This window comes from Shewanella sp. Isolate7 (genome assembly GCF_022398425.1).
In the GTDB taxonomy this organism is placed as follows: domain Bacteria; phylum Pseudomonadota; class Gammaproteobacteria; order Enterobacterales; family Shewanellaceae; genus Shewanella.
In genome coordinates this window covers 1-17,374 of sequence record NZ_JAKEVJ010000015.1, presented here as the reverse complement: position 1 = coordinate 17,374, position 17,374 = coordinate 1, and the positions used below count along the sequence as shown (strand labels likewise).

Sequence of the window (17,374 nt, the reverse complement as noted above, 5' to 3'; positions counted from 1 at the left end):
TATAAAGGAATAACTAGATGGATTTTAATTCACTCATCGCGCACCCCGAGGTGCTCTTACTGGTGCTCGCGCCACTGTTTTTTGTCTGTATCCTAGCCGAATGGTATCTGGGGGACCGTCGCGGCCGCCTGCCCGACAATGCTCGTTATCATCTGCCCGAAGTTTTATGTAACTTCACCCTGGCGGGCCTGCATCAGGGGGCGGATATTCTCACCGGGCTGCTGATCGCTAAGCTCTATCTGTGGGCATTCGGCTGGCGCCTCTTCGATATTCAGATGGGACTGGGCAGCTTTATCGTACTGATTATTGCCCAGGACTTCTGTTATTACTGGTTCCACCGCGCCAGCCACAGGGTGCGCTGGATGTGGGCGGCGCACGTGGCGCACCACAGCTCAGAGCGAATGAATTTCAGCACCGCCTTCAGGCAGAGTCTGATGTACCCCCTTGCCGGCATGTGGATCTTCTGGCTGCCGCTGGTCGTGGTCGGCTTCGATCCTAACTGGGTGGTGTTTGCCGTGCTGCTGAATCTGGGACTGCAGTTTTTTGTCCATACCCAGGCGGTTAAGACGCTGGGGCCGCTGGAGTGGGTGTTTAACACGCCATCCCATCACAGGGTGCACCATGGGCGCAACCCGCAATATATAGATAAGAACTACGCCGGGGTGTTGATCATCTGGGATCGCCTGTTTGGCACCTATGTTACGGAAGAAGAGACGGTGGAGTATGGCATCACCAAGCCGGTAAACAGTTTTAACCCGCTGGTGGTGACCTTCAGCGAGTGGCGCGACATGTTTCGTGAGGCTTTTGCGCCCGGACTCAGTATGAAGCAGAGGTTAGTGCTGCTGTTTGCGCCGCCGGCGGCCGCCGAGACGGGTCAAGAGGTGGACGATGCCGGGCCTGAGCACAAGCTGGTCTCTTAGTATGTTGGTTTAGTATGTTGGTTTAGTATGTTGGTTTAGTATGTTGGTTTAGTATGTTGGTTTAGGGTGTTGGTTTAAGAAGAGAGGGATTTAGCGAAAACTATCGCTAGGTCGAGGTCGTCAGTCTAAGCGTCACTCAGTTTCATCCAGCAAATAAAAAAACAGGGCTAAGGCCCTGTTTTTTTATTTGCTTCGATGGCTGGAGACTCGGACGGGGTCGCCGCGTTACTTGTTCGCCCCCTGAGGAGACTTGATGGCCCTTAAGATCACAAACTTGCCGTTAGCTGCCGCGGTTGTGCAGTTCTTAAAGATCCGCTTGAGCTTGACGTGGTACCCCAGATGGCGATTGCCGACCACCTGCAACATGCCGCCCGGCCTGAGCCTATGGTAGGCGTCTAAAAACATCTGCCAGGCGATATGGTCTGTGATCGCTTCCCCCTGATGAAAAGGCGGGTTACAGAGCACCAGATCCGGTTTAACCTCATCGCCCAGATGCGTCAGGCAGTCGTCCCAGTGAAAGTGTCCCTGAGGTTGCGGCGGCTCAGGGTTGTCGAGCTTATTGGCCTGCCAGTTTTGTTTCGCCGAGGTGATGGCCATCTCAGAGTCATCGACAAAATGTACCTGTGCATTTGGGTAGCACTGCTTGGCCCTCAGCCCCAGGATGCCGTTGCCGCAGCCGAGATCCACTATGGTGTCGAACTGTCCCTCTGGCAGGTTGTCCAGCATGATGCGCGCCCCGATATCCAGCTTGTTGGCGGCGAAGACATTGCTGAGATTGCTGATGTTGAGGTTAAACTCCTTCACCGGCCAGCTGACCTCTTTCGGTAGCGCTCTGGGCTTGCCGTCGGCGATACAGGTGATCACCCGGGTCTTCTTCCAGGCCAGGCTGGCGGTGGCGGGGCCCAGATGCTTGGTGATGGTCTCCAGCAGCGCCTTGTTGATCGCCTTGGCCTTGGCACCAATATAGACAGGCGTATCAGGCGCCAGGCTTTGTGACAGGCGTTGTAGCTGGTGGACAAAGTAGTTGAGGTTTTTAGGCAGCTTCATCAGCACCAGGGCTATGCCTTTAGGCGGCAGTTCACGACTGTTGAGCCAGTTGAGATTGGTATCGCTTAATCCATTGGCGCTGAAGTTTTGCAGCGTACCTAGCTGGCTGGTCTTGGCATCTGTCTCGACCCAGATGGGCCAGTCGGCCTCAATGGAAGTAAGAGCGGTACACAGGGCGCCGAAACTGTCGTTGACAACGGCCGTGTTGGCTTTGGGTTGCTCAATCTCCTTTAGGTGTTTTATCAAGTGCTCGTCGGCCGCATCCCAGGCTTGCAGGTTAGAGACCTGATTGGCGGGATAACGGGAGAGACTCAGCTCGATATCGGCAACGGAGAATTGAGTTGTCATGGCTAGGCTGCTACTTTGAAAATTGGGGCCGAGATTATCGCAGATTTGCCCCGACAGGTATATGCCTGGCGCGATGTGATTGAGTGAGATGTGATTGGGCGAGGTATGAGCGCGTAAGCAGGAAAAGAAAGATGCAACAGCGACAGAAAGGGTTTGAGTTTGGCGATATGGAGAACCAAGCCACAGACGAAGGCAGCGAGGCGGAGCTAGCCCCTAAGCCGCCTATTACAGTGATACCAGGCTATCTCAATCAGGCGCAGCAGCAGGCGCTGATCCATGAGGCTGAACATTACCCCTTCACTCGCCCCGAGATAAGGATTTTCGGCCGCACTCATCCTATCCCCAGACGCCAGATTTGGTTTGGCGATAATGGCTGCGACTATCTCTATTCAGGCCTCTTTATTCGCGCCGAGCCCTGGCCCAAGTATGCCCTGCGGTTGAGGGAGAAACTGGCGCGAGACTTTGGGCTGATAAGCAACGGCGTCTTGGTCAATCACTATCGTGACGGTAGCGATACCATGGGCTGGCACAGCGACGATGAGGCGGAGATAGTGCCAGGTTCGGATATCGCCTCTGTAACCCTGGGGGCCAGCCGGCCCTTCTTTCTGCGCCACAAGGAGAGCAAGACTAAGGTTGAGTTGATGCTCAATAGCGGCGATCTGTTGATCATGCATTGGCCCATGCAATCGAGCTGGCAGCATGCGCTACCCAAACGAGCCAAGGTGACTCGGCCTAGGCTAAACTTGACCTATCGGCATTTAATTCCACACTTTCATCAGGGGTAAAGTGAATAATGCCGAGACGGAAGTGTAAGCTAGCTCTCACCTTTGAGTCGGTGAAAGTTTTATTCTCATCGTGAGCAGGTGTGTCGCACAATGTTTGTGTGACGCGATAACCACCAGAAGGAGTTGCTTATGAATAAGATGTTCGTGACCACGGTAACGGGTGTCGTCACCCCTGGGGTGGTGAAGGCGATGGCTAATCTAACCCGAGAAGCGGGAGGGGAGTGGTTAAGCAGCAAGGTGATTAAGATGGATGCCTGGTTTGCGGCCATGATGAAGGTGGCGATCGTTCAGGATAAAGTTGCTGCCCTGCAGGCGGATTTTGTGCAGCAATTTCCCGAGCTGACCTTTAGCTTTAGCGACATGGCCGAGGTGCATAGCGACCACACCCGTAGCCTGAGATTCAATGTCGACTGCTCAGACAGGCCGGGCCTGACCCGAGAGATCGTCGATATTCTCTCTAACCTGGATCTCGAGGTGGAGCAGATGGAGTGCAATAGGATGCATGTGTCTACCCTGGGGCAGACGGTGTTCTCCGCCAAGCTGGCCGTGTCAGTGCCCGAAGAGATCAGTGGTGATAGCATTATCGAGTTGTTGGAAAATGTCTCGCAAGATGCCAGAGTCAGCCTGACCTGAGGTAATGGGTCGCACTTGGGGTTAAGTGATCGCCCACTTGAGTGTGGCGACAGAGAGTTGATCTTTGCCGCCACTCAAAGTACTCTGCGGCCACTTAAGTTTTCTACTCGATAGAGACGATAGCCATGTCAGTAAAACAGCAGATAATCGATACGCTCACCCAAGTATTGACCCCGGTTCATCTTGAGGTGATCAACGAGAGCGACAACCACCATGTGCCGCCAAACTCGGAGACCCATTTTAAGGTGATCGTCGCCAGCGCCGTATTTGAAGGCCAGCGCCTTATCGGACGTCACCGAGCGGTTAACGAGGCGCTTAAGGCGCAGTTTGACGCCGGGCTGCACGCCCTGTCGATGCATACCTTTACGCCCGAAGAGTGGGACCAAGAAGTACAGGTACCCAACTCACCTAAATGCAAAGGCTAATGCCTAAATCTGGGCGATAATTGAAGACCACAAGGGCTATCACTCTTGTGGTTTTTGTCTTTATGGCCTTGAGCTAAGTTCACTTTACTTTCCCCGGCACCTACCGCATATTGTGTAGGTCTATCGTGGCGCAAGGGAGCACCTTGCCGCCGCACGCCATACTGGTGCTCGGCATGTCGGCCAATCGATAGTTTGAGCATCACTATTTTGGGAGAATAATAATGCCGTTACTCGACAGCTTCACCGTAGATCATACCCGCATGAACGCACCTGCCGTGCGCGTTGCCAAGACGATGACCACGCCTAAGGGCGATACCATTACCGTCTTCGATCTGCGTTTTTGTGTACCCAATAAAGAGATCCTGAGCGAGCGCGGCATTCATACTCTGGAGCATCTCTTTGCCGGTTTTATGCGTGACCATCTCAACAGCGATCGCGTCGAGATCATCGACATCTCACCCATGGGATGTCGTACCGGCTTCTATATGAGCCTCATCGGCACGCCAAAAGAGGCAGAGGTGGCCGAGTGTTGGCTGGCCGCCATGGAAGATGTGCTCAAGGTAAAACAGCAGTCGGAGATCCCTGAGCTAAACGAATACCAGTGTGGTACCTATCAGATGCACTCTCTAGAGCAGGCCAAGGAGATTGCCAGAAACATCATCGCCGCCGGGGTGAATGTGAATCTTAACGATGACCTTAAGCTCAGCGATGAGATCCTAAAAGGCTTGTAATTCCGTTTGGGGAATTGGCTTCATCTGGATGGTTAAACGTCATAAAAAGCAGCTTAGGCTGCTTTTTATCTCTCAGTATCTTCTTTTAGGCGGTTAGAGGTCGCTGCGCCAAGCGGCATTATTGCTCAAGTTAACACCGACTTCTGGATGAATTTGGCTTATCGGGTGGTTAAACTTTAGTCGAACAGTCCGGCTTTTTGTTGGTTTTTTATGCGGTAAAAATGGGTGAAAAAAGATGCCCTCGGCGACGCCATTTTGCTTCGTAAATCCATATAACCCTGCTAGGACAGGGGGCTAAATTAATTTCCGTTTACCTAAATCATAAAAATCTCTGTAACTGTGATCTATTCCTCACTGTAAAAATCCCCGCATCCCTTTTAAAACACCCGTATTTTTCATGGCGATAAGCATTTATTTACGGTAAAATGCGCCCGACCAGCGTGATTGCGATCGCATTTCTGTAATAAATCTGCGCTAGCTCAATGCGATAGCTGATGTTTGAAATCTATCTCATTTAGCAGGAACGCGACGCATTATCTTTCCTTCATAAACGTAGTGCTTGTGGATATGATTACAATAAAGAAAGGATTGGACCTGCCTATAACAGGCGGACCAGAGCAAGTTATCCATAATGGCCCAGCCATTAAACACGTAGCTACTTTGGGTGAAGAGTATATTGGCCTGCGCCCCACGATGAAGATCAAAGTGGGTGATAAAGTGCAGAAGGGTCAGGTGATTTTTGAAGACAAAAAGAATCCTGGCGTTAAATATACTGCTTTAGCCAGTGGCACCATCTCAGAAATTAACCGGGGCGCCCAGCGTGTTCTTCAGTCTGTCGTGATCGACGTAGAGGGAGACGACAGCGTTTCTTTCGCTAAGTACGATGCCGCGGCGTTAGACACCCTAGAGCCGCAACTTGTACGCGACAACCTGATCGAGTCAGGTATGTGGCCTGCATTGCGTACGCGTCCTTTCAGCAAAGCACCAGCAGTTGACTCAACGCCTGCCGGTATTTTTGTGACCGCTATCGATACCCAACCGCTTGCTGCCGATCCTGCCGTTATCATTAACGAGCACAAGGAAGACTTTGCCAATGGCTTAAGAGTCCTTGCACGATTGACAGAAGGTAAGGTGTATCTGTGTAAGGCACCAGGAGCCGATATTCCTGCGGCCAACGCACAAGTCGAAGAGTTTGCCGGTCCGCACCCTGCGGGTCTAGCTGGCACTCATATCCATTTTGTTCTGCCTGCATCGGCTAAGCGTACCGTTTGGCATGTTGGCTACCAAGATGTGATCGCAATCGGTCAACTATTTACTACTGGTGAGCTAAACACTCAGCGCGTGGTAGCGGTTGCGGGTCCTAAGGCGCTTAAGCCTAGACTCGTTCGTACTCAAAGCGGTGCTTCTATTACCGAGCTTACCGCCGGTGAGGCTGCCGACGGTGATGTACGGGTTATCGCAGGTTCTGTGCTTTCTGGTAAGACAGCGACCGGCCCACACGCCTACTTGGGACGTTTCTTTAACCAGGTTTCTCTGCTTGAAGAAGGCCGCGATCAAGAATTTATTGGCTGGGCAATGCCTGGTGCCAATAAGTTCTCTATCACGCGCGCTTTCCTGGGTCACCTGTCACCGTCTCGTCTGTTTAACATGACGACCAGTACAGGGGGCTCTGATCGTGCCATGGTGCCTATCGGCAACTATGAGCGCGTTATGCCTCTCGACATTCTTCCTACCATGCTATTGCGTGACCTAGTGTCAGGCGATACCGACGGCGCAGCTGCCTTAGGCGCGTTAGAGTTAGACGAAGAAGATTTGGCACTATGTACTTTCGTATGTCCTGGTAAGTATGACTACGCGTCGTACCTACGCGACTGCCTAGATACGATTGTGAGGGAAGGCTAATGGGCTTGAAACAGTTTTTCAAAAGTATTGAACCCCAGTTTGAAAAGGGCGGGAAATACGAGAAATGGTATGCGCTGTTCGAAGCGGCATACACGGTATTTTATACCCCAGGTCACGTAAACAAGGGTCGTACCCATGTGCGTGATAACTTAGACCTGAAGCGTATGATGATTACGGTTTGGGCCTGTGCATTCCCTGCGATGTTCGTGGGTATGTACAACGTAGGTCTTCAGGCACAAGAAGCCCTGATGGCTGGCTTTGCCACGCCTGATACCTGGCAGGTGGCTCTGTTTGGCCTGTTCGGTACCGAACTGACGGCTGACTCTGGTGTGGCTGCCCTGATGTGGTATGGCGCCTGTTGGTTCCTGCCTATCTACGCGGTGACCTTCGCCGTGGGTGGTATCTGGGAAGTCCTGTTCGCCACAGTGCGTGGTCACGAAGTTAACGAAGGTTTCTTCGTTACCTCTATCTTGTTTGCCCTGACGCTACCGGCAACCATTCCGCTATGGATGGTCGCACTAGGTATCACCTTCGGTGTGGTCGTGGCGAAAGAGATCTTCGGTGGTACCGGACGTAACTTCCTTAACCCAGCATTGGCCGGTCGTGCCTTCCTGTTCTTCGCTTACCCGCTGAACATGTCTGGCGACACCACTTGGGTGGTTGCAGACGGTTTCTCTGGTGCTACGGCGCTGAGCCAAGCGGCACAGGGCACACTGGAATATGGCTTTAACCAAGCTTGGTGGGATGCCTTCCTAGGTTTCATTCCTGGTTCTGTTGGTGAAGTTTCTACTCTGGCGATTCTGCTGGGTGGTCTGGTGATCATCTACACCCGTATCGCATCATGGCGCATCGTTGGTGGTGTGATGGTCGGTATGATTGCCGTATCACTGCTGCTTAATGCAATCGGTAGCGACACTAACCCAATGTTTGCAATGCCTTGGTATTGGCACATGGTACTGGGTGGCTTTGCCTTCGGTATGATGTTTATGGCGACTGACCCAGTTTCTGCGTCTTTCACCAACCAAGCGAAGTGGGCGTACGGTATTTTGATTGGTGCTATGGCCGTATTCATCCGTGTCATTAACCCTGCTTTCCCAGAAGGTATGATGTTGGCCATCCTGTTTGCCAACCTATTTGCGCCGCTATTCGACCACTTCGTGGTTCAAGCGAATATCAAGCGGAGGATTGCTCGTGGCTAGTAATAAAGATTCGTTCGGTAGAACGCTGTTTGTTGTTGTTGGATTATGTTTTATCTGTTCGGTATTCGTTTCTACTGCGGCCGTACTGCTTAAGCCAACTCAGCAAGAAAACAAATTGCTTGATAAGCAAAAGTACATTCTTGAAGCCGCTGGCCTGGTAGACACTAAGTCTGGTGAAGTCAGCAAGGCTGAGATCCTCAAGACTTATGACAAGTATGTAGAAGCTAAGCTGGTTGACCTTAAGTCTGGCGACTGGGTTGAAGGCGATGCCAACACATTCGACACCGAAAAGGCGGCTCGTACCGTAGAGACCTCTTTCAAGCCTGAGAACGATATCGCTTCTGTTAAGCGTGTGGCGAACAAGGGCGTGATTTACCTGGTACGCGATGACGCTGGTGCACTACAGACAGTGATCATCCCTGTTAAGGGTTATGGTCTGTGGTCAACCATGTATGCCTTCCTGGCGGTTGAGTCTGACCTGAATACGGTTCGCAGCCTGGTTTACTACGACTTTACCGGTTCGGGTGAAACACCTGGTCTGGGGGGTGAAGTACAGAACCCTAAGTGGATCGCCAAGTGGAAGGGTAAGAAGCTTTATGATGACCAAGGCAACCTGGCTATCAAAGTCACTAAGAACCCTGCCGTTGCAGAGACAGTTCACGGTGTTGACGCACTATCTGGTGCAACACTGACTAGTAACGGTGTACAGCACTCACTGGATTTCTGGTTGGGTAAAGAAGGTTTTGCACGTTTTCTTGAAAAGGCGCGCAACGGAGGGCTTAGCTAATGGCTGACGCAAAAGAACTTAAACAGGTTCTGACTGGACCTATCATTAGTAACAACCCGATTGCGTTGCAGATCCTGGGTGTATGTAGTGCCCTGGCGGTAACCAGTAAGATGGAAACCGCGTTGGTAATGACCATCGCTCTGACTGCCGTAACGGCCTTGTCTAACTTGTTCATCTCTATGATACGTAACCACATTCCAAGCAGTGTGCGTATTATCGTTCAGATGACCATTATCGCTTCACTGGTGATCGTGGTTGACCAAGTACTGCAAGCTTACGCCTATGACGTGGCTAAGCAGCTGTCGGTATTCGTGGGTCTGATCATCACCAACTGTATCGTAATGGGTCGCGCCGAAGCTTACGCTATGAAGACGCCACCTATGATGAGCTTCATGGACGGTATCGGTAACGGTCTGGGTTATGGTGCCATCTTGTTGTCAGTTGGCTTCGTGCGTGAATTGTTTGGTAACGGTTCGCTATTTGGTGTCGAGATCCTAAGCAAGATCTCTGACGGTGGCTGGTATCAGCCAAACGGTCTGCTCCTGCTGCCACCAAGTGCGTTCTTCCTGATTGCATCGTTGATCTGGATTATCCGTACCATCAAGCCAGAGCAAGTTGAAGCAAAAGGATAAGCGTAATGGAACATTATATTAGTCTATTAATCCGTTCTGTTTTCATTGAAAACATGGCGTTATCCTTCTTCCTTGGTATGTGTACCTTCTTGGCTGTGTCTAAGAAAGTCACCACGGCCATGGGCTTAGGTGTTGCCGTAATCGTGGTATTGGCAATTTCAGTACCTGTTAACCAAATCATCTATCAGGGTATTTTGGCACCGGGCGCCTTGGCCTGGGCTGGCGTACCCGATGCAGACCTAAGCTTCCTTAAGTTCATCACCTTTATCGGTGTGATCGCGGCGCTGGTTCAAATCCTTGAGATGGCATTGGATAAGTATTTCCCACCGCTATACAACGCGCTGGGGATCTTCCTACCGCTGATCACAGTAAACTGTGCGATTTTCGGTGCGGTTTCTTTCATGGTTGAGCGTGACTACAACCTGGGTGAAAGTTTAGTGTTCGGCATAGGTTCAGGTATCGGTTGGGCACTTGCGATTGTGCTGCTGGCCGGTATTCGTGAGAAGTTAAAATATGCTGATGTCCCTAATGGTCTGCGTGGTCTAGGTATTACCTTCGTGACTGCGGGTTTGATGGCGCTAGGTTTCATGTCGTTCTCAGGTGTGTCTCTGTAATAGAGACACCTTAACGGCTTCTGATTTTGAACCTTTAAGGATAAGTTAATGGGTATTATTGAATCTACTCCAATCGATGTATACCTCGGTGTGAGTATGTTTACAGCCATCGTACTGGTCTTGGTATTGGTGATTTTGTTCGCCAAATCAAAACTGGTTCCGAGTGGCGATATTACTATCGGCATCAACGAAGATGCAGATAAAGCAATTAAAACACCTGCGGGCGGCAAACTACTGGGCGCACTGGCTGATAACGGTATCTTCGTATCGTCGGCTTGTGGTGGCGGTGGTTCTTGTGGCCAGTGTAAGGTGATCGTTAAGTCTGGCGGCGGTGATATTCTGCCAACAGAACTCGACCATATCTCTAAGGGCGATGCCCGTAACGGTTGTCGTCTGTCTTGTCAGGTCAACGTTAAGTCAGATATGGAGATCGAACTGGAAGAAGAGATCTTCGGTATCAAGAAGTGGGAATGTGAAGTTATCTCTAACGATAACAAGGCAACCTTCATTAAAGAGCTTAAGCTGGCTATCCCTGATGGCGAGTCTGTGCCTTTCCGTGCCGGTGGTTACATCCAGATCGAGGCGCCTGCGCACCATGTTAAGTACGCCGATTTCGACGTACCAGAAGAATACCGTGGTGACTGGGAGCACTTTGGCTTCTTCAAGCTGGAGTCTAAGGTAGACGAAGAGACAATCCGTGCGTACTCAATGGCGAACTATCCTGAAGAGGAAGGTATCATCATGCTGAACGTACGTATCGCGACACCGCCTCCACGTAACCTGTCTCTGCCTTGCGGTAAGATGTCATCATACATCTGGAGCCTGAAGGCTGGTGACAAGGTGACTATCTCTGGTCCATTCGGTGAGTTCTTCGCGAAAGACACCGATGCCGAGATGGTATTCATCGGTGGTGGTGCTGGTATGGCACCAATGCGTTCACACATCTTCGACCAGCTCAAGCGTCTTAAGTCTAAGCGTAAGATGAGCTTCTGGTACGGTGCGCGTTCTAAGCGTGAGATGTTCTACGTTGAAGATTTCGATGGCCTGGCGGCCGAGAATGATAACTTCGTATGGCACGTGGCCCTGTCTGACCCACAACCCGAAGATAACTGGGATGGTTACACAGGCTTCATCCATAACGTATTGTATGAAAACTACCTACGTGACCACGAAGCGCCAGAAGATTGTGAGTTCTACATGTGTGGACCTCCAATGATGAACGCGGCGGTTATCGGTATGCTTAAAGATCTTGGTGTTGAAGATGAAAACATCCTGCTGGATGACTTCGGCGGCTAAGCAATCATTCTTGTGATATTATTGCCGTGATTATCGTGCTCCCTAAGGTGCCAATGGCCCTTAGGGAGTGTGTTACCGGGTTATCATTAAGGACAATGGTCAATATGTATAAGACCTTTATCAAGGGGTTAGTCCTGGCGGGACTAGCCTTTTTTATTTCGGCCTGTAGCCAACCTGTCAAGATGATTGCTATGTCTGGACAGACCATGGGCACCACCTACCACATCAAATTTGTCGGCGATAAACAGATGCCCGACGAGCAGCTCCTCCAGGCGGAGATCGACCTGGCGCTGGAGCAGGTGAACGATCAGATGTCTACCTACCGTAAAGACTCTGAGCTGTCGCGCTTCAATCAGATGACGCTCGAATCTAGCCTGGCGGTATCCCCCGATACGGCCAAGGTGGTGCAGGCGGGTATCGACCTCTATCGTAAGACAGATGGCGCGCTGGACATCACCCTAGGCCCGCTGGTGAACCTCTGGGGCTTCGGACCCGATAAGCGCCCGACTCGTGTGCCCAGCGCCGAGCTGATCGCCGCCACCAAGGCCAAGACGGGTATTCAATATCTCGAGGTCGATGGCCTCAAGCTGAGCAAGACTAATCCGGCGCTTTACGTTGACCTTTCCTCCATCGCCAAGGGCTTTGGGGTCGACAAGGTGGCCAGCCTGCTGAGCAAGTATCACCCCAAAGGCTATCTGGTGGAGATAGGCGGCGAGATCAGCCTCTATGGCGTCAAGGCCGATGACAGCCCCTGGGTGATCGCCGTCGAGCAGCCAGATGAAGATGAGCGCGTGGTGCAGCAGGTGATTGAGCCGGGCAATATGGCCATGGCAACCTCTGGCGACTATCGAAACTATTACGAGGAAGAGGGGCAGCGATTTACCCATATTATCGATCCCCGTAATGGCTATCCTATCGACCATAAGCTGGCCTCAGTTACCGTGCTGGCCAAGGAGAGCATGATTGCCGACGGTTATGCCACCGCCATGATGGTGCTGGGTACCCAGGCTTCGCTGGCACTGGCCGAGCGTGAGCATCTGGCCGTCATGTTGATCGAGAAGCAAGCGCAAGGCTTCAAGGTCTACTATAGCGATGCCTTTAAGCCCTACGTGGGTTTGTGATAGAATAGGCGCCACTGGTGCGCAGGCCCGTTTAAACATGGTGGCCGGGCGCATTCTAAAATGTTAGTTGAATAGCTAGTCAAATAGTTAGACACATAAGCGCAGCAGTGACTTATGTGTATCTGGAGTCAGTGATGAGCACTTTTTTAGCGGCTTTTGTGGTATTGCTACTGTTTTTCGTTCTTATGTCTATCGGCTACTTGGTGAAGCAGAAGGCGGTCGCCGGCAGTTGTGGTGGTCTGGGGGCCCTCGGTATCGAGAAGGCCTGTGACTGTGACGACCCATGCGATAAGCGTAAGGCGAAGATGGCCGAAGAAGAGGCCCGTCGCGAGAAGCTGGCCAAAGATCGTATTATCTAACGAACGCCAGTGAGCGTCTGAACTAAAGGTCCCAATCGGGGCCTTTTTTGTTACCTCGTTTTTCTGCTTACGCCTACCTCAAGCCTCATCATTTTCGGCTATCGTCCTTAACACTCTGGATTCATTGTCTTTAATCATCTTGCTAATCAAAGCGCGAATGAGAATGATTTTCTTTGGTAACTGATTGAAACTTAATGTTTATTTGTAATTGGGTGAAAATTGCTCTAGGCTTAAATATTGATTTAGATCAAATCTTACTAAGGAGATCAAATGAAGGGTCATCCGAACGTCATTCGTCAGTTAAACAAGATACTGACCTTCGAATTGACGGCCATCAACCAGTACTTTTTGCACGCACGCATGTACAAGAATTGGGGTCTGGAAGAGCTCAACGAGAAGTGCTACAAGAAGTCGATCAAAGATATGAAGCATGCCGACAAGTTGATCGAGCGGGTGCTGTTTCTCGAGGGGCTCCCTAACCTGCAACAACTTGAGAAGTTGCGCATAGGCGAGAACCCCGAGGAGATGTTGCAGTGTGACAAGACCATGCTCGAAGAGCAACTGGTCGAGCTGCGCAGCGTGATCGCCCTGTGTGAGACTGAGCGGGATTATGTGAGCCGTGAGATCCTCGAAGACCTGCTCGAAGATGAGGAGGAGTATTTGGACTGGATAGAGGCCCAGCAAGATCTCATTAAGATGACAGGCATTCAGAATTACCTGCAGTCGCAGATAGAGTCGGAATAGGGAGAGAAGAATGAAAGGCAATCAGGAAGTGATCGACACCCTCAACAAGCTGCTCACCGGTGAGTTGTCGGCGATGGATCAATATTTCGTCCACGGTTTGATGTATGAAGACTGGGGCCTTGACGAGCTGCACGAGCGTATCTCCCATGAGTCTGACGACGAACGTGAACACGCCAAGAAGCTGGTTCAGCGCATCCTGTTCCTCGAGGGCAAGCCGGATGTCGCCAGTCGCGAGGCGCTGAACATAGGTAAAGATCCCCAGGAGATGTTGCAGAACGACCTTAACTACGAGTATCAGGTGGCGGCTAACCTGCGTGAAGCCATCGCCCTGTGCGAGGAGAAACAAGATTACGTCTCACGTGAGCTGCTAGAGATGTTACTGGAAGAGACCGAATCTGACCATATGTACTGGCTAGAGAAACAGCTAGGCCTCATCGACAAGATTGGCCTGCAGAATTACCTTCAGTCTAAGATGTAAGCGGCCCAAGGCGCGCCGCGTCATCTTAGCCATCAAAGATGAAATCTAGACAAAGCCACCTTAGGGTGGCTTTTTGCTGTCTGTCATTCAATGCCTTATTGCCTGCTATTCGAGCTTAGGCTATCAACCGCTCGGGAAGTGATTGAATACTGTTTAAATGTACAGTATTCTTGGCGATGGAGGTATTAAGGTGAAAAAGATTATTCATGTAGACATGGACTGCTTCTTTGCGGCGGTCGAGATGCGTGATTTTCCCGAGCTTAGGGGCAAGCCCATCGCCGTGGGCGGACGCAGCGATCGCCGCGGCGTCATCAGCACCTGTAACTACGAGGCGCGCAAGTTTGGTGTGCGCTCGGCCATGGCCTCCGCCTATGCCCTCAAGCTCTGCCCGGATCTCATCCTGGTGCCCGGGCGCATGTCAGTCTACAAGGAGGTATCGGCGCAGATCCGTGAGGTGTTTGCCCGCTATACCGAATTAATTGAGCCGCTGTCGCTTGATGAAGCCTATCTGGATGTCAGCGATTGTACCCGGCATCAGGGCTCGGCCACATTAATTGCCGAGGCGATTCGTCGGGAGATCTTCGAGGCTACCGGACTCACCGCCTCCGCCGGTATCGCACCGGTGAAGTTTCTGGCCAAAATTGCCTCGGATCTCAACAAGCCTAACGGCCAGTATGTGATCACCCCACAGATGATCCCCGAATTTGTGAAGACCCTGCCGCTGATTAAGATACCCGGCGTCGGCAAGGTGACGGCCGCTAAGCTCGAAGCCATGGGGCTCAACACCTGCGCCGACGTGCAGGCTTGCAGCCGTCAGAGTCTGGCGGAGCGCTTCGGTAAGTTTGGTGGCGTACTTTACGACAGAGCGCAGGGGATAGACCCCCGCGGCATCTCCCCCCACAGGGAGCGCAAATCGGTTGGGGTAGAGACCACGCTCGCCAAAGATATCTATACCTATGAGCAGTGCCAGGCGGTGATGCCCCAGCTGATCCAGGAGCTGTCTGGGCGTATCAGTCGCAGCGCCAAGTCGCGCCGCATTCATAAACAGGTGGTTAAGCTTAAGTTTGACGACTTCAAACAGACCACCATAGAGCAGCGTAGCGACGAGGTATCGGTGAAGCTGTTTTACGACCTGCTCAGCCAGGCACTGGAGCGCCGCGCCGGCCGCGGTATTCGCCTGCTGGGGGTCTCAGTCGGTCTCGAGAGTGAGCTTGCTCATGCCGGGCTGGATGAGGCCGAGCATGGTGCGCAGATGGATCTCGGGTTTTAGCGCACCTTGAAATGAAGGTCGTACCTTCATAGTAATCTATCGCCTGCCCGGCGGGGGTTGTGCAGATACGCCTGTGACACGCTGTGCGCCATCCCTGGCCGCTCTGCGGTTTCATCCATGAAACCGAAGGTCACCGGCGTATCTACACTCGGTATCCAACGCCTCTTCGATTTAACCTCACTGATCTCCCCCTAAGACAAGCTATTATTTTTCGATAAAAAACAGGCAAATATGTGACATAACATGTTGATAGCCACTAACAAGATAGATTAAAGTATCACCACTTAAGGACAGAGCTAGGCCTACTTAAATCAAACATCGACCACGCCATTCAGGGAATGAAAAAGCCAATCTCCACACGCCAATCAACTCCCTTATAAAGTTAACTCTGACCCCATTTATTTAAGTGTCTATTTAAATTATACGAAATCATTTAAAAAGGACGTCAGATGAAGCTAGAAAAATTAATTCTTGAGAACTATCGAGGTTATCAAGGACGGACTGAAATCGTGATTAATGAGTTAACAGCGTTAATCGGTCGAAATGACGTAGGAAAAACTACTGTCCTTGACGCTTTGGGTGTCTTTTTTGGTCACAAACTTTGTAAATATGACATAAGTGATAAATGTGTATACGCAGCCGAAAACGATGATGTGAAGATTGGTTGCGTATTTTCTGGTGTACCAGAAAGCTTAGTTCTAGATGCTAGCTCTCATACCACTTTTAGCAATGAGTATCTTCTAAACTCAGATGGTCATTTAGAGCTTCACAAAATATATAAAAAAGGTAAAGGAGCGGGAATAATTCACGCCTATTGTCGCCATCCTTCAGCAAGAGGTGTTAAAGGTATCTTGCTAAAGAAAAACGATGAACTTAAAGCAATTGCACAATCTCTTTTCATTAATGTTGAAGATCGGCGCTCTAACGTTTCACTGAGACAAGCCATATATCAAGAGAAAGATGATTTGCGCCTAACCAATCAGTTAGTTTCCTTGAGTAAGGAAGACGGTAAAGCTATTTGGGAGCAAATACAAACATATCTCCCTCATTTTGCATTGTTTAGAGCTGATCGCCCAAGTACGGATGAAGAGTCAGAAGTTCAAGACCCAATGAAAGCAGCTATATTAAATGCTCTAGATGAACTGGAAAGTGACCTAAATGACATTAAGCAGCGAGTTAAAGAAAAAGCCTTAGCTGTTGCTACAAATACTATTAGCCACCTAAATGATATTGACCCAAATCTAGCACAACAATTAGCTCCTGAATTCAAAGCGGAGCCGAAATGGGACAGTATTTTCAAGCTCTCTTTGGTTGGTGATGACGGAATTCATATTAATAAGCGTGGTAGTGGTGTTCGTAGACTTATACTTATTAGTTTTTTCAAAGCTGAAGCTGAGCGGATCAAGCAGGAAAACTCTGGTCGAGGTGTTATTTACGCTATTGAAGAACCTGAAACATCTCAGCACCCTAGTAATCAGAAATTGCTCTTAGAAGCTTTTAGTGAACTGGCTAGCTTAGAAAACTGCCAAGTTCTACTAACAACTCATGTTCCAGCTCTAGCTGGTCAGCTACCGCTGGAAAGTATTCGTCATATTCACAGAAATGCTTCAGGTGACTTGGTAATAACTCAAGATAACGATTCGGTATATGAATATATTGCAAAAGACTTGGGTGTTCTGCCTGACAGCAGAGTCCAAGTGTTTCTTTGCCTTGAGGGACCGAATGATGTGAACTTCTTCAAAGGTATGTCTCGAATATTACTACGTGATGGGGCTGAGATACCTGATTTAAATAGTGACCCAAGAGTAGTCTTATTACCTTTAGGCGGTTCAACACTAAGGAAGGTGCGAACAAGTCGTCGCACAGCTCTGGCTTTGATAGCAGCGACAGTTCAAGGCATTCAACTGAGGGCATGCCGAGGCCTGCTGAAGTTGAATAACGCCGAAATGGTGTTGCTATCAAAGCCCCGCAGGGCGAGGCTTACAGCGGTATTTGCTGCGTTACAGTTCTTGCGAAGGACTAGGGCCATTCGCTGCAAACTGTGCCTTGCATCTATCCACTTTAAGCACACGCAGAGCAAGCA

The 17,374-nt window shown here is 50.6% G+C and carries 18 protein-coding genes; 17 read left to right on the top strand and 1 reads right to left on the bottom strand.

Translation table 11 applies throughout. The features are described from left to right. Window positions 1-17: 17 nt before the first annotated feature. On the top strand, window positions 18-920 hold the full coding sequence (locus tag L1D47_RS05265) for a sterol desaturase family protein (protein WP_239882848.1): 903 nt from the start codon (window positions 18-20) through the stop codon (window positions 918-920). A gap of 225 nt (window positions 921-1,145) precedes the next feature. Here L1D47_RS05265 and L1D47_RS05260 read toward each other — a convergent pair whose 3' ends face one another. Further along, window positions 1,146-2,315, bottom strand: coding sequence for a methyltransferase (locus L1D47_RS05260; protein ID WP_239882847.1), 1,170 nt, complete (start codon window positions 2,313-2,315; stop codon window positions 1,146-1,148). Window positions 2,316-2,482: 167 nt separating this feature from the next. Between L1D47_RS05260 and L1D47_RS05255 the strand changes: the two genes are divergently transcribed. From L1D47_RS05255 to L1D47_RS05180, 16 genes are all read left to right on the top strand, one after another. Continuing rightward, window positions 2,483-3,100 carry an alpha-ketoglutarate-dependent dioxygenase AlkB gene (locus tag L1D47_RS05255; protein WP_239882884.1) on the top strand — a complete coding sequence of 206 codons (618 nt, stop codon included), beginning with the start codon at window positions 2,483-2,485 and terminating at the stop codon, window positions 3,098-3,100. Between the two features lie 129 nt (window positions 3,101-3,229). After that, window positions 3,230-3,733 carry an ACT domain-containing protein gene (locus L1D47_RS05250; protein WP_239882846.1) on the top strand — a complete coding sequence of 168 codons (504 nt, stop codon included), beginning with the start codon at window positions 3,230-3,232 and terminating at the stop codon, window positions 3,731-3,733. Window positions 3,734-3,858: 125 nt separating this feature from the next. Continuing rightward, window positions 3,859-4,158, top strand: a complete 300-nt coding sequence (locus L1D47_RS05245; RefSeq protein WP_239882845.1) for a BolA family protein — start codon at window positions 3,859-3,861, stop codon at window positions 4,156-4,158. 221 nt (window positions 4,159-4,379) lie between these two features. Continuing rightward, window positions 4,380-4,889, top strand: coding sequence for an S-ribosylhomocysteine lyase (gene luxS, locus L1D47_RS05240; RefSeq protein WP_041509072.1), 510 nt, complete (start codon window positions 4,380-4,382; stop codon window positions 4,887-4,889). A 567-nt stretch (window positions 4,890-5,456) separates the two neighbouring features. Continuing rightward, complete coding sequence (locus tag L1D47_RS05235) at window positions 5,457-6,791, top strand: Na(+)-translocating NADH-quinone reductase subunit A (protein ID WP_239882883.1); 1,335 nt, start codon at window positions 5,457-5,459, stop codon at window positions 6,789-6,791. After that, window positions 6,791-7,990 (top strand): NADH:ubiquinone reductase (Na(+)-transporting) subunit B, encoded by a 1,200-nt coding sequence (locus L1D47_RS05230; protein ID WP_041509073.1) that lies wholly within the window; start codon window positions 6,791-6,793, stop codon window positions 7,988-7,990. The genes L1D47_RS05235 and L1D47_RS05230 overlap by 1 nt, the downstream gene beginning before the upstream one ends. Then, on the top strand, window positions 7,983-8,777 hold the full coding sequence (locus tag L1D47_RS05225) for a Na(+)-translocating NADH-quinone reductase subunit C (RefSeq protein ID WP_041509161.1): 795 nt from the start codon (window positions 7,983-7,985) through the stop codon (window positions 8,775-8,777). The genes L1D47_RS05230 and L1D47_RS05225 overlap by 8 nt, the downstream gene beginning before the upstream one ends. Next, complete coding sequence (locus tag L1D47_RS05220; protein ID WP_041509074.1) at window positions 8,777-9,409, top strand: NADH:ubiquinone reductase (Na(+)-transporting) subunit D; 633 nt, start codon at window positions 8,777-8,779, stop codon at window positions 9,407-9,409. Before L1D47_RS05225 ends, L1D47_RS05220 begins: the two co-directional genes overlap by 1 nt. A 5-nt stretch (window positions 9,410-9,414) precedes the next feature. After that, entirely contained in the window at window positions 9,415-10,023 is a 609-nt protein-coding gene (gene nqrE / locus L1D47_RS05215; protein WP_011866674.1) for an NADH:ubiquinone reductase (Na(+)-transporting) subunit E, read from the top strand. Between the two features lie 48 nt (window positions 10,024-10,071). Beyond that, the gene (nqrF, locus tag L1D47_RS05210) at window positions 10,072-11,319 is read left to right on the top strand and encodes an NADH:ubiquinone reductase (Na(+)-transporting) subunit F (protein WP_220081535.1); all 1,248 of its coding nucleotides are present in this window, start codon (window positions 10,072-10,074) and stop codon (window positions 11,317-11,319) included. A 104-nt stretch (window positions 11,320-11,423) separates the two neighbouring features. Further along, complete coding sequence (locus L1D47_RS05205; RefSeq protein ID WP_239882844.1) at window positions 11,424-12,440, top strand: FAD:protein FMN transferase; 1,017 nt, start codon at window positions 11,424-11,426, stop codon at window positions 12,438-12,440. A gap of 134 nt (window positions 12,441-12,574) precedes the next feature. Then, window positions 12,575-12,799 (top strand): (Na+)-NQR maturation NqrM, encoded by a 225-nt coding sequence (gene nqrM / locus L1D47_RS05200; protein ID WP_011866671.1) that lies wholly within the window; start codon window positions 12,575-12,577, stop codon window positions 12,797-12,799. Window positions 12,800-13,069: 270 nt separating this feature from the next. Then, window positions 13,070-13,543 carry a bacterioferritin gene (gene bfr, locus L1D47_RS05195; protein WP_160797998.1) on the top strand — a complete coding sequence of 158 codons (474 nt, stop codon included), beginning with the start codon at window positions 13,070-13,072 and terminating at the stop codon, window positions 13,541-13,543. A gap of 10 nt (window positions 13,544-13,553) precedes the next feature. Further along, window positions 13,554-14,021: a bacterioferritin gene (bfr, locus tag L1D47_RS05190; RefSeq protein WP_239882843.1), complete on the top strand. Its 468-nt coding sequence runs from the start codon at window positions 13,554-13,556 to the stop codon at window positions 14,019-14,021. Between the two features lie 190 nt (window positions 14,022-14,211). Further along, a complete protein-coding gene (gene dinB, locus L1D47_RS05185) occupies window positions 14,212-15,291 on the top strand; it encodes a DNA polymerase IV (RefSeq protein WP_239882842.1) in 1,080 nt (359 codons plus the stop codon). Window positions 15,292-15,740: 449 nt separating this feature from the next. After that, window positions 15,741-17,374: ATP-binding protein (locus tag L1D47_RS05180; protein WP_239882841.1), on the top strand; the 1,634-nt coding region annotated here is incomplete at its 3' end.

Coding starts and splice junctions, on each gene's coding strand:
- L1D47_RS05230 (WP_041509073.1), top strand. CDS start 6,791: ATGGGCTTGAAACAGTTTTTCAAAAGTATTGAACCCCAGTTTGAAAAG.
- luxS (WP_041509072.1), top strand. CDS start 4,380: ATGCCGTTACTCGACAGCTTCACCGTAGATCATACCCGCATGAACGCA.
- L1D47_RS05250 (WP_239882846.1), top strand. CDS start 3,230: ATGAATAAGATGTTCGTGACCACGGTAACGGGTGTCGTCACCCCTGGG.
- L1D47_RS05265 (WP_239882848.1), top strand. CDS start 18: ATGGATTTTAATTCACTCATCGCGCACCCCGAGGTGCTCTTACTGGTG.
- nqrE (WP_011866674.1), top strand. CDS start 9,415: ATGGAACATTATATTAGTCTATTAATCCGTTCTGTTTTCATTGAAAAC.
- L1D47_RS05220 (WP_041509074.1), top strand. CDS start 8,777: ATGGCTGACGCAAAAGAACTTAAACAGGTTCTGACTGGACCTATCATT.
- nqrM (WP_011866671.1), top strand. CDS start 12,575: ATGAGCACTTTTTTAGCGGCTTTTGTGGTATTGCTACTGTTTTTCGTT.
- L1D47_RS05260 (WP_239882847.1), bottom strand. CDS start 2,315: ATGACAACTCAATTCTCCGTTGCCGATATCGAGCTGAGTCTCTCCCGT.
- L1D47_RS05205 (WP_239882844.1), top strand. CDS start 11,424: ATGTATAAGACCTTTATCAAGGGGTTAGTCCTGGCGGGACTAGCCTTT.
- L1D47_RS05245 (WP_239882845.1), top strand. CDS start 3,859: ATGTCAGTAAAACAGCAGATAATCGATACGCTCACCCAAGTATTGACC.
- bfr (WP_160797998.1), top strand. CDS start 13,070: ATGAAGGGTCATCCGAACGTCATTCGTCAGTTAAACAAGATACTGACC.
- nqrF (WP_220081535.1), top strand. CDS start 10,072: ATGGGTATTATTGAATCTACTCCAATCGATGTATACCTCGGTGTGAGT.
- L1D47_RS05235 (WP_239882883.1), top strand. CDS start 5,457: ATGATTACAATAAAGAAAGGATTGGACCTGCCTATAACAGGCGGACCA.
- L1D47_RS05255 (WP_239882884.1), top strand. CDS start 2,483: ATGGAGAACCAAGCCACAGACGAAGGCAGCGAGGCGGAGCTAGCCCCT.
- bfr (WP_239882843.1), top strand. CDS start 13,554: ATGAAAGGCAATCAGGAAGTGATCGACACCCTCAACAAGCTGCTCACC.